Below are 12755 nucleotides of genomic sequence, written 5' to 3'. Positions count from 1 at the left end.
CGCTCTGGGTGCAGCACTGGCATCGGGTGCGCAGGCCGTTGATGAACCCGCGTGAGGTTGCCCCGGTCTTCCGGACACCAACGGTGAGGCGAGATACTCGCCTCCGAAAGGAGTCTGGATGCCACCAGCACACCCGCCGGAGTTCCGTCAGCGCGCGATCGAGTTGGCCCGCAGTAGCGACCGGCCGATCGGTCAGGTTGCGAAGGGTTTGGGGATCTCGGAGTCGTGTCTGCGGAACTGGCTCCGAAGAGCCGACATCGATGAAGGCGCACGCGACGGCGTGACCAGCGCCGAACGCAAGGAGCTCGCCGAGTTGCGGCGAAGGACTCGACAACTCGAACTGGAGAACGAGGTGCTGCGCAAGGCCGCGGCCTATTTCGCACGGGAGAATGTCCTCCCAAAATAGTGTTCCCGGTGGTCGCGCAACTGGCCGAAGCCGGCGTCCCGGTCACGGTGGCGTGCCGTGTGCTGCGGGTGTCGACCTCCGGGTACTACGAATGGAAACATCGCGGTGAGTCCGCGCGTGCCTGCGCCGATCGTGAACTCGCCGCCACGATCGCCGATATCCACACCGCTTCACGCGGTACTTATGGTGCTCCGCGGGTGCATGCCGAGCTGCGGCTCGGTCGAGGGATCCGGGTGGGTCGTAAACGCGTGGCCCGGCTGATGCGCAAGGCCGGCCTGACCGGGGTCTTCCGTCGTCGTCGAGGTTGCACGACACGGGATCGGCAGGCCAGTCCGCATCCGGACCTGGTCAACCGCCGGTTCGGCGCCGCCGGCCCGGACCGGCTGTGGTGTATGGATGTGACCCAGCACCGCACCAACCAGGGCTGGGTGTACTGCGCGGTCGTGCTGGATGCGTTCTCCCGCCGGATCGTCGGGTGGTCGATTGCAGACCATCTGCGTGCCGAGTTGGTCTGCGACGCGTTGGACATGGCCAGGTGGCGGCGCCGACCACCCGCGGGTCGAACGATCGCCCATTCCGACCACGGCGCTCAGTACACCAGCTGGGCGTTCGGGCAGCGCATCCGCGCGGCCGGACTGCTCGGCTCGATGGGATCGATCGGGGACTGTTTCGACAACAGCATGGTCGAGAGCTTCTTCGGCACCATGCAATTGGAGTTGCTCGACCGAAAGGCATGGGCCACGCGTCAGGAACTGGCGAACGCGATCTTCGACTACATCGAATCCTTCTACAACCCGACAAGGCGACACTCGAAGATCGGAATGCTCAGCCCCGTAGAGTACGAACGAACCCACACCCCCGCTCACGCAGCCGCGTGAGCATCACACCCAAACCGTCCGGGAAACTGGGGCAACCTCAGCGGACCTCACCGGCGGTGAGCGCCTTGAGTTTTCGTTTACCCAGGGCCGGGACGAGCGTAACCGAAAACGGGGCACAAACTGGTGTTCCACGCGAACGGGAGACGTTAACACTCCTCAGCGGAAGTCGACCTGAAGCGATATCCGGAACCGGGCACCAAAAGAGAAACGGTCATGATTCACAACCTTTGTGCGCCTCGCCTGAGGGGTCACGCGAAAGGTCAGCTGAGAGACGATATGAGAATGGGTTCTGGCACGGGAAGCGTGAATTGTGTTGTGTGAGTGCAGCTCACGGTGGTTTCCAGTATGTGTATCGGGTGGATGTGGTTGGGGTCTTGTTCCCGCATCTTGCCGGTGTGCGGGTGGTGGATGTTCGGGATGAGGACGGTGGCGTCGGTATCTACGCCAAGGCGCGAGCGGGCTGGGCTGCGTGTCCTGGTTGCGGCGTGGGGTCGGGATCGGTGCATAGCCGCTACGAGCGGAGGCTGGCTGATTTTCCGGTCGGTGGGCGGCCAGTGTGTGTTCGGTTGACGGTTCGCCGGTTCTTCTGCCGCAACATGAGCTGTCGGTGTCGGACGTTCGTCGAACAAGTTGCCGGTTTGTCCGAGCGACGCCGGCGACGCAGCGTCGGTCTGCTGAAGACGCTGACCAAGATCGGGTTGGCTCTGGCCGGTCGTGCCGGGACCCGGTTGGCGAGAGCACTGGCAATCGAGGTGTCGCGCACGACGCTGCTGCGGCTGGTGAGAGCAGTGCCCGAGCCGCCGATCACCACGCCACGCGTACTCGGGGTCGATGACTTCGCGCTGCGCCGGGGCTCGGTCTACGCGACAATTCTGGTGGACATGGACACTCATCGCCCCATCGATGTGCTGCCCGACCGCAGCGCGAAAACCCTCGCAACCTGGCTGAACGCGCACCCCGGTGTGGAAATCATCTGCCGCGACCGTGGCGGCACCTATGCCGACGGCGCCCGCACCGGCGCACCGCAAGCGATCCAGGTCGCCGACCGCTGGCACCTGTGGCACAACCTCGCCGAGGCCGTGGAAAAGACCGTGCAGGCGCACCGGCGATGCCTACACGACCCAGGAACGGACGATGCCTCGACCGACTTGCCCACAGCACAAACTCCCGAGTCATTCGAGCCGACAGAAGAGCGGATGAACCCCGGGTTTCTCGAACCGGTCCCGGAACAACACCTCGTGACCCGCGTGCGCGAACGGCATGCCACGGTCCATCGGTTGCGCGACGAGGGGCTTTCACTCAACGCGATCGGCCGAGAACTGGGTGTGTGCTTTCGCACCGTCCAACGCTATGCGGCCGCGGCAACGCCGGGTGAGTTGCTGACCAAAACCATCGACCGAGACAGCAGCCTCGATCCGTTCAAACCCTACCTGCACCAGCGATACAACCAAGGGTGCACCAACGCCACCACGCTGCATACCGAACTCCACCCTCTCGGGTGGCGCGGTAGCCTACGCACAGTTCAACGCTATCTGCGTCGTCTCCCTGCTCTGAAGAAAACGCCGAAGCCGCGGCCGGTCGTGCTGAAACCTCGACACGTCGCCCGATGGATCATGACCGACCCGGCCAACCTCGATGCCGATGCCGCTACAAGGCTGGAAGCAGTCCTGGCCCGATGCCCCGAACTGAACGCCACCGCGCGCCACGTCACCGGCTTCGCCGACATGATGGGCGGTCTACACGGAGACCGGTTACCTGCCTGGATCCAAGCAGTCGAAGCCGACGCGCTGCCCGCCTTGCACTCGCTTGCCAGAGGCTTCGCGCGTGACCAGGCGGCAGTGACCGCCGGACTGAGTCTGCCCTGGAGCAGCGGCCCGGTCGAAGGACAGGTCAACCGAGTTAAGCATCTGAAACGCAGCATGTTCGGGCGCGCCAAACTCGATCTACTCCGCAGGCGCATCCTGCTCCCGACCTGATCCGGCGCGACACGCCACCTGAATTTCACGCTTCCCGTGCCAGAACCCATTCTCGTGTCGCCTCACACCTGATGTTGATGGTCGGTCGTTTCTCCGCTGCGAACGGCACCGATCCCACGAGCAGCCCTGGCGAAACAGGAGCCGACGGGTTGCGACCTGTTGGAAAGGCGAATCGTGAGATCCGCGGAACCGTTTGCCTTTCAGCTGCATCTAAGTAGGTATGAGCGAAAACAGGGCGGGTGCAATGAGGGCCATCGAGAACGGTCGCCGGTTGGTGGCAGCTGTCGCAGTTGCGGCAGCGTGCGTGTGCATGGCGGGTACCGGAGCAGCGGGCGCCGAGACACCCGGTGCTGCGTTGGCACCCACGAACGTGGCTCAGACGTGGGAATTCGAGCTCGCGAAGAAGTACTACGCGAAGGTGGACTGCTACTTCGAGACCCTGGAGAGGACGAATGCCAAGGGGCCCTTCCCGTACGAAGGTATAGGGAGGACCGAGATCGACGCGATCAACGATGCCAAGCGCAAGGCACAATCTGATGCAGAGCGTGGGTGGAAGGTGAAGCACTGTCACCCCAAGAAGGTGTGGAAGAAGTGACGGAGAGGTCTGTACGTGGACGACGATGACCGCCAGGTCTGGCAGATCACCGTGGGGCTCGGTGTTCCCGACGCGGCGGAGAGAGAAAGCGAGGGAGTCCACCCCGTGGCGCTGGCCCTCGAGGAGAGTGCCCACCGGATCCGGGGCGTGAACCGAATCCCCTGCTACACCGAGTTCGGGCCGGTCATGGATGTGATGTTGTTCGCGCAGCGAGCGTTGGGCGACGACTACGACCCGGCGACCGCGCCGGTGGAGTGTTCCCTTGTGGTCTATGCGACCGATGAAGAACTCGACGAACTGGTCCAAGCGGTGGTGCAAGACCTCGGCGTCGACAAGGAGGGGTACTCCTCAACCGCGGGCCGGGCGGTGAGGTTGGGGCTGCGCCCTATCTCGCTGGAAGATCCGGCCAACAGCTTCTACCAGCACCTCGTCGACCAGTACGAGGATCGAGTTCAAGGAAGCCCGGACTGAGCAAGACCAGTTCGACATGCGGCGAATAACCCCTGCCGCAGAGAGGGCCCGGCGAGTAACCGTCGCCGCCGTCACCGCGTTGACTCGGCCGTCGACCGCCCACGCCGGTTCCGGCCGTCGCGACCGCGCGCACCATGCTGGAGGGGCTCACGGTGGCTGCAGAGGGGACCAGATCACGTGGACCGATCACCAGGGGTCAGTCACCCGTCTCTCGACGGACGCCCCGATGAGATCGATGCCCCTCGGATGTGCGCCCGGTGCGCACGATGGGCACGGCACCGCGCCCACCCACCGTGCCAGGGCGATCGTCGAGGCTTTGCACACCGCCGAATGCTCCGCTGGGGGCCGTGCCCGTGCCGCCGGTACGGGCACGGCCGAGGCGGTACGGGCCCTCCTACTCCTGGTCGTGCGCGGGAGCGGTGTCGATGACGGCGGCGAGGTCGCCGATCGTCGGGGCGGACAGGAATTGCCGAGCCCGTATCGATGTGCCGGTCAGGTCCCGGATTCTGCGGAGCATCGCTATCGCCGTGACCGAGGTGCCACCCGCATGGAAGAAATCGGTCGAGCGGTCGTAACCGGCGGCCACCGATCCTGTCGCATCACCGAGCACCTTGCTCCACACATCGGCGACGAGATGCTCGGTCGGTGTGGTGAGCGGACCGGTGGTCGGGGTGGGACGGTATTCGTCCACCGATGCGGGAAGCTCGGAAACAGGCAGTGTGATACCGGCGTTCCAGAAACCCGGGTCGGTGGCCAGTCGCTCGAGGGTGGAGACGAGGTCGTCGAATATCGTGTCCACGACTGCGGGTTCGAACAATTCGGTTATGGCGTCGAGACCGATGGTGATCTCGTCGTCCTGCCACGGTGATGGCCCGACCTGCAGATCCAACGACACCTGTGGGGTGCGGATGCTGCGGGAGGAGTCGAGGATGCGCACTCCTTCCGGTATGGGCGCGGGTGGACGTAGCCCGAGCATGCTGTGGAACACCACCGGCGCCACCGGTCGGGTATCTCGCCGGCGGCGCGCGATCTCGCGAACGACCTCCACTCCGCTGATCTGCGTGTGGTCGAAGGTGCGAGCTGTCGCCGATTGAGTGTGTCGGGCCAGTTCGACGAAGGCCGCCGAGCGAGGTAGCCGAAGTTCGACCAGTGTGGTGGTGGCGAACGGGCCGACCACCTGGTCCAGGTCGGCCGGCAGCGTTATTCGGTCGAGGTACAGCACATTGAGCAGGAAATGGCGATGGCGGGCGGCTCGGGCCAAAGCGATGGCATAACAGGTCGCGAAGACCGCCGAGGGGATGATTCCGTGCTGTCGGCACTGCTCGGTGAGGGCCGCGAACCGGGTGGAGGTGAGTCGGGCTTCGCGGCGTTGCATGATCTCGGGTCGAATGTGCTCGACGGGTCCGGCCACCGGCAGCGCGGGCGCCGGTGGCAGATTGTCGATACGGTCCCACCACCATTGCCGATCCCGTTCCCACTGCGGGGTACGGCGTCGTGCGGCGAGTGTGGTGACGTAGTCGGCGAATCGAGCGGTCTGCGGCGGCAGTACCGCATTGGGTTCGTCGAGGTAGGTGAGCAGGTCGCCGACCAAAAGCTGTCCGGACCAGCCGTCGGCGACGAGCAGGCTGCACACCATGTGCAGGCCGAGCCGGCCTTCGGGTAGGCGAACCGCGACGATTCGGAAGGGCCACGGGTCGTATTCCGGTCCGAGGCGCTGCATATCGGATCGGATGCGGGTGATCTCCGCGTCGACCGTTGCCGGCGATGCGGTGGTCAGATCGATCTCCTCGACGGGTAATTCGGCCGGCCTGGGATCCGTCTCGTCGAGCACTTCCTGAGTCCCGTTGTCGGAGAATACGGTCCGCAACATGGGATGACGATCGACCAATCGCCGGACGGCGCTGTGCAATTCGTCGCCGTCGATGCCGGTGATCAGCAGATCCGCATAGCCATGGGCTGTTCGACAACTCAGGGACCAGGCATCGTGTTGGCCGACCCAGTACGCCTGTTGAAGAGGGGTGAGCTCGAAAGGTCCGCTCGCGGTCGTGGTTTCGAACAGGTCTGTTACCGGTCCGGTGCGCGCTCCGGTCTCCGCGGTCGCACGGGTTGTTCGAGAGATGAGAGCCGCGAGGGTGAATTCCGGGGCGATGATCTCGTCGATGGGAAGGTGGAGCCCGAAGACACCACGCACCTGCCGGACCAGTCGAACCGCCGAGACCGAATCACCACCCGATGCGACGAAGCCGCTCATCGGGTCGACCGCTGCGATATCGATGCCGAGGACATCGGCCCACAGAGCGGTCAGTCGATGGGTGATGTCGTCGACCGATGCGGGTCCGGCGCCGCCACCGGCCCATGCGGTGGGGTCGTCGGCCAACCGTCGCAGCGATCGCATCATCGCGGTGAAGGCGGTATCCGTGGCGGTGCCGTCGAGCACGGTCTCCAGGACGTCCCAACGGACGTGCAACCGTCCGTCTTCGACCAGTACCTGGTGGTCGAGCCACACGTCGGGTGTCTGGCTGATGCCGTACTCGAGCCGGCCGACCCAATTCAGGTGGGGTTCACCGCCGACGAGGTCGCCGATATCCAGGCCGCTGGTGAATACGGCCGGTAGTCGGACTCGTCGACTGGTTCTGGCGGTGAGGTCGGTGAGTACGTCGACCGCGGAGTGATGACTGTGGTCGAGATCGTCGAACAGACGTTGCTGGGTTCTGCGCGCGCGATCGAGGAAACACTCGCTTTCCCGATGGTCCACCTCATGGACGACCAAGGCGGTGAACTCCCCGACCACCTGGTCGATATCGGGAAGATCGAGGGGGCGGTCCATCAGGGTGAGCATGATCGAGAAGTGCTCGTCCCCGCTCAGTTCCACGAGTGCGTCGGCGTAGACGGTCAGCAGTACCGCCGACGGTGTCAGTTTGTGCCGGGCAGCGACGGCGCCGAGCTTTTCCCATTGTTCGGCCGACAAGTGGTCGGCGCGGCGGGTGAAACGTGGAACGGAGTCGGTCTTGTGTCGAGTGGGGAGTGTGGGTGGTCCGGGGATGGTGGGGATTCGTCGGTTCCAGTACTCGACGGCGCGGGTATGGGCATCGCTGTTGCGGCGGTTGCGGGTGTAGGTGACGTAATCCGCGAAAGTGGTCTGCGGTGTGGGTATGTGCGCCGACGGTTCCGCATAGGCCTGGCGTAGATGTCGGTCGAGCAGGAAGAAACTGCTCGCATCGCAGATCAGGGCGTCCACCCCGACGAACAGCCGCAGCTCGCCTGCACCGAGGATGGCGGCGCGCACATCGAACAGCGGCCAGCGGTCGTGACGGATGACCCGATGCGACAACTGCTCGCGTAGCAGCAGTAATCGCGCCTCGCGTTCCTCGTCCGGCAGTGCGGTCAGATCGTATCGGCGGATGCGGTAGCGCGGGACGGGATCGATGACCCGGTTGAGGTAGTCGGTCGTGATCACCGTCCGCAACATCGGATGACGCGCGATCACGATGTTCCACGCCTGTTCGTATCGGTCGAGATCCAGCTGCGTGCAATGAAATTCGTTGAATACGTAGCAGGCCGTTCCGCTGCTGCGCCCGAGCAGGTAGGCGTGCTGGACGCGGGTCAGGGCGAACGGCTCGTCCGGGACCGAGCGGGTCGGCGCCGGAACCGTTCGAGAAGCCCTGTCCGGGTCGGCGCCCCGACGTTTTTCGACCAGCAACCCGGTGAACTCGGCCACTGTCGAGTGTGAGATCACCTCGCGCAGGCCGATCTCGGCGTATCCGTCGGCTCGCACCCGGAAGAGCATGCGAGTGGCCAGCACCGAATGTCCGCCCAACGCGAAGAAGTCCGCGTCCGGGTCGGTGATCGTCACACCCAGCAGCTCGCTCCACAGGGCGGCCGTCCACTGCTCGTCCTCGGTCAATGTCCTGGGGGCGGAGCGGGACGATGCTCGGGTATCGACGATCGGGGCGTCGCCTTCGACGATGTCGGAGCTGCCGGGCGCGGTGTCGGAGACGGTCACGGATTCGCCGGTGAACGGGTCGGGAAGTGCGGCGTGGTCGATCTTTCCGTTCGACGTCAGCGGCAGCTCGTTCAGAACGACCCATCGGGTGGGGACCATGTAGGCGGGTAACCGGGATCGGGCGTGGGCGGTGACCGCCTCCGGGTCCGGTGGTGCCGACCGTCCGACGAGGTAGGCGACCAGTCGCATCTGCCCGTCCTTGCCGCGGTGCCCGGTGACCAGGCACTGTCGGATCTGAGGCAGTGTGGTCAACACCGCTTCGACCTCGCCGGGCTCGATACGGTGCCCGAGAATCTTCAACTGGCGATCCACCCGGCCCAGGAATTCGATCGTCCCGTCCGGAGACCACCGCCCCAGATCACCAGTGCGATACAGCCGTACGTCGAACACCGGGTGTCGATAGAAGCGGTGAGCGGTCTGCCGCTCGTCCCCCACATAGCCGCGGGCCAACCCCGCGCCGCCGATGTGTAGCTCGCCGGGTACGCCCACCGGGCAGGGCCGGCCGTCCTCGTCGAGGACCAGGAAGAACTGATCGCGCAGAGCACGCCCGTACGGGATACTGCGCCAACCGGGGTCCATCCGCTCGATCGGATGGCAGATGGACCAGATCGATGCTTCGGTCGCGCCGCCCAGCGAGACGACACGGAGCTCGGGCAGCATGGTGTGGAGCCGCTGCGGAAGGGAGAGCGGAATCCAGTCACCGGACAACAACATCAGCCGCAGCGACATCAGTCGGCCGAGCACGACCGGGTCGTCCTCGGCGTATTCGACCAACATCTGTGCGACCGCGGGCGCGGTGTTCCACACCGTGACACCGTGCTCGGCGATCAGATGCGACCATTCCGCCGGATCGAGTGCCGCGGTCGGATCCGGCACCACCATGGCGCCTCCCGCGCCGAGGACGCCGTACACGTCGTAGATCGACAGATCGAAGGTTGGTGCGGACAATGCCAGCACCCGGTCGGCCGGCCCGACCCCGAAGCGGTCGTTGATGTCGTCGATCGTCGTGCGGGCGGCGGCGTGCTCGATCGCCACGCCCTTGGGTTCCCCGGTCGATCCGGAGGTGAAGATGATATAGGCCAGATCGTCGGGGGCGGCGGTACACGGGATATCCACGGTCGCGGTCGATTCGAAGATCGGATTCAGGTCGCCGACCCGGATCGACGGGGGAAGCGTATCGGCATGCTCGGTCTCGGCCAGCGCGTAGCGCACTTCGGCGCGCGCGCAGGCGGTGGCGATTCTGGTCGTCGGCCACCGGGGATCGAGTGGCACCAGCGTCGCCCCGGCCGCCGAGACGGCGTAACAGGCCACGACCCGAGCGACCGACCCGCTCGCCACGACCGCGACCCGGTCTCCGGGGGCGACACCATCGCGCATCATGGCCGCCGCCATCGCGGCGGAGCGGACGGTCAGCTCACCATGGGTCAGCGTCCCCGTCGCACCGATGATCGCAGGCGCGTCCGGATCGATATCGGCCCGCTGCCGTTGCGGATCGATCAGCAGCGGACCGCATTCCGGGCGTGAGTGTGGTGTGAATGTGGCCACCGGTTCGAAGTGCGGGTTCGCGCCCAGATCGACGCGCTGCCAGGATCCGGTGTCGTCGGCCAATGCGGCCAGCAGGCGCTCGTATGCCGCCAACAGTCCCGACACGAACCGATCGGGAAGAACGCGATCCACCGCGTCCCACACCAACCGCGCTCCGCCCTCGGCGTGATCCCAGAGCATGAAATCGAGAACCACCTGCGGTGTCTGCGACACGCCGTGGACCACGTCACCGAGCCATGTCATGGGGTCGGTGAGGGGTAGACCGGTGCAGTCGGTGAACACCACCGGGTATCGCGGCGCGGTGGTCATCCCCATCGCGTGCTGGACCTCTAGTCCGTCGAACGCGCCGTGTGCCAGGTCGTTGTCGAGTTGCTCGTGTGCTGCCCGCGCCAGGTCGGCGAATGTTCGCCAGGTGGTCGGATGCGGTAGTTGGGTGAGCGAAGTGGTGGTGAAGTCGCCCACGGCCGTCGCGGGTACGTCCTCGTCGCGGTCGAAAACCACGGTATTGATGCAGAAGGGGTCGCGGGCGCCCCAGCGGTTCAGCACCAATCCGTACGCGGCGAGCAGCACTGCCCGCGGATGGAGTCCACGCGTATGGCATGCGGTGCACAGACGTGACCAGCGTTCGGCGGGCACGATGGCCTCGTGGCGATGGAAGCGACCGGTGTGCACGCGGTCCGGCGGTTCGGCCCAGGGCAGCGCCGGACCGGGCGGCAGCGTGGGGATTCGGGCCAGCCAATAGGCCCTGGCGATATCGCGGTCGCGTTGTGAGCGCGAGGGCGACCGACGACCCTCGACACCGGTCGGTGGCGGCGGGGTGACGGGGGCCGAGTACACGAGATCACGCCAATACCGCATGAGCAGTGCCCAGCTCGGCACATCCATGGCGATCATGTCGAACCCGAGGAACAGCCGTAGGCCGCCGTGGGGCAGCACGGCCGCGGTGATGTCGAACAGTGGCCACCGGGACGGGTCACGGACCTGGTGGGATTTCGCCGCGGTCGATTCCGCCAGGGCGCTGTCGACCTCGCGGTCCGTCCGTCCGCGAAGGTCGATCAGACCGATCCGGTACTCGGGTCGTGATGGGGGGATATGAGCGCGCCCTTCGGGGGTGATCTCCATCCGCAACACGTCGTGGTCGGCGATGAGCCGGTTCCAGGCCGCTTGTAGGGCTGCTATCTCGGTCAGCGGGTCGCCGGTGCGCAGTTGCCGTGCGGTGCGCTCGACTTCGAAATAGCACCAGGGCGCGACGCCGCCGAGTGCGATGTCGTTTCGACGGCCCACCCAGTACGCGGTCTGGGTCACGGTCAGGTCCACGATGCTCGGCTGCGCGGTGCCGGACGAGGATCCACCGCCCGGTTGGTCCATCGCCTGCCCGCCCACGTGCTCGCGTATCCGATGGCGCAGCACCTTGCCGCTCGCATTGCGCGGGAGGGCGTCGGTGAATTCGAAACGGGCCGGCACCTTGTGGGCCGCCAGTCGTTTCCCGGCGAAGGCGAGTAGTTCGTTGGCCGTCACCGCTGTGTCGGGAGCCACGACCACGACGGCATGTGCCAGCTCGCCGAATTGCGGGTCGGGGACACCGACCACGGCGACATCGGTTACGGCGGGATGCTCACGCAGCACCCGTTCGACCTCGGCCGGGTACACGTGCTCGCCACCGACATTGATCATGTCCTTGATCCGGTCGCCGAGGTAGAGGTAGCCGTCGGCATCCAGGTGGCCCGCGTCGCCGGTGTGAATCCAACCGTCCACGACGGTAACCTCGGTGGCGGCCGGATTTTTGAAGTAACCGAGCATGCGGGCCGGGGTGCGCAGACAGATCTCACCGACTTCTCCGGCGGGTAGCGGTCGACCGTCGGCGCCGATCACCTGCACCGCGAACCCGGGATACGGACGGCCCACCGACCGCAACCGGGCGCCACCGCGACGGTGATCCTCCGGTGGCAGGCACACCGCGGTATTGCCCGTCTCCGTCAGACCGTAGATCTGTGCGAACTCACAACCGATCACCGCCTCCGCCCGACCCAGCACATCCGCCGGCATCGGCGCGCCGCCGTAGACGATCTTGCGGACCGATGCGAACGCAGCGGCATCGGCCGCGGGTTCGTCCAACATCCATTGCAATGTCGTCGGTACCACGCACAGCACGGTCGCCGCCGACTCGGCCACCAGGCGCACCGCCGTCGCGGGGTCGGGGTGGGGCATGGTCACGGTGGTCGCGCCGGCCATCATGCCTTGTAACGCACACCACATTCCACCGATGTGGAAGCCGGGCAACCCCACCAGGGTGACATCGTCGGGGCGCCAATCGAGCCAATCCAGGCCCGCGCCGGCCAGTGCGTCGCGCACTGCGAAGAAGCTCCGATGGGCCAGGACCACCCCTTTGGGGCGTCCGGTGGTTCCGCTGGTGTAGAGCTGGACCACGGCGTCGTCGGCCGTGATGTCACGATGCGGTCGGACGGCGGGGCAGCGGCCGTACCATTCCCGCAGGTCTGCGTTCGAAACCGATATCACCGGCAGGTCGTCGGGGGGCTCGAACGAGAAATCGGCATCCAGCAACAGCAGTGTCGCCGCGGAATCGGCCAGGATATGGGCGATCTCGTCCGCGGCGAGTCGATTGTTGATCGGCACGAACACCGCTTCGGCCTTCGCGCATCCGAACAACAGTGCATAGAAGTCGACCGACTCCCGGCCCAGGTAGGCCACCCGCGCGCCCGGTGTCACCCCGGCGGTGACGAGGGCTGTGGCGATACGGTCGGCGGCGTCGTCGAGCTCGGCGAAGGTCGCGGAGCGCTCACCGCATCGCAACGCACATCTGTCCGGCGACTTCCGAACATGCGGGTCCAGCAGTTCCGCGAGGACGGTTCGTGCGCTCACC

General features: G+C 65.9%; 5 protein-coding genes. 4 read left to right on the top strand and 1 reads right to left on the bottom strand.

Translation table 11 applies throughout. The annotated features are described in order from the left end of the window. Positions 1-118: 118 nt before the first annotated feature. From ON32_RS15525 to ON32_RS15510, 4 genes are all read left to right on the top strand, one after another. Positions 119-1284, top strand: a protein-coding gene (locus ON32_RS15525; RefSeq protein WP_373284307.1) for an IS3 family transposase whose coding sequence is annotated in 2 segments (ribosomal slippage) — positions 119-404 and positions 404-1284 — 1167 coding nt in all. Because the reading frame shifts where the segments join, the coding sequence is not laid out codon by codon here. A 395-nt stretch (positions 1285-1679) separates the two neighbouring features. Further along, complete coding sequence (locus tag ON32_RS15520) at positions 1680-3260, top strand: ISL3 family transposase (protein WP_217998060.1); 1581 nt, start codon at positions 1680-1682, stop codon at positions 3258-3260. A gap of 220 nt (positions 3261-3480) precedes the next feature. After that, positions 3481-3855: a hypothetical protein gene (locus ON32_RS15515; RefSeq protein ID WP_040791573.1), complete on the top strand. Its 375-nt coding sequence runs from the start codon at positions 3481-3483 to the stop codon at positions 3853-3855. 15 nt (positions 3856-3870) lie between these two features. Further along, the gene (locus ON32_RS15510; RefSeq protein WP_040791572.1) at positions 3871-4326 is read left to right on the top strand and encodes a hypothetical protein; all 456 of its coding nucleotides are present in this window, start codon (positions 3871-3873) and stop codon (positions 4324-4326) included. 394 nt (positions 4327-4720) lie between these two features. Here ON32_RS15510 and ON32_RS29610 read toward each other — a convergent pair whose 3' ends face one another. Beyond that, positions 4721-12754 (bottom strand): non-ribosomal peptide synthetase, encoded by an 8034-nt coding sequence (locus tag ON32_RS29610; protein ID WP_051133289.1) that lies wholly within the window; start codon positions 12752-12754, stop codon positions 4721-4723. Position 12755: the final 1 nt, after the last annotated feature.

Source organism: Nocardia paucivorans NBRC 100373 (assembly GCF_000308675.1).
Classification (GTDB): Bacteria; Actinomycetota; Actinomycetes; order Mycobacteriales; family Mycobacteriaceae; genus Nocardia; species Nocardia paucivorans.
This window is presented reverse-complemented; position numbering and strand designations above follow the sequence as displayed.

Excerpts from the sequence above, each read along its gene's own strand:
- ON32_RS15515 (WP_040791573.1), top strand. The coding sequence starts at position 3,481 with ATGAGCGAAAACAGGGCGGGTGCAATGAGGGCCATCGAGAACGGTCGC.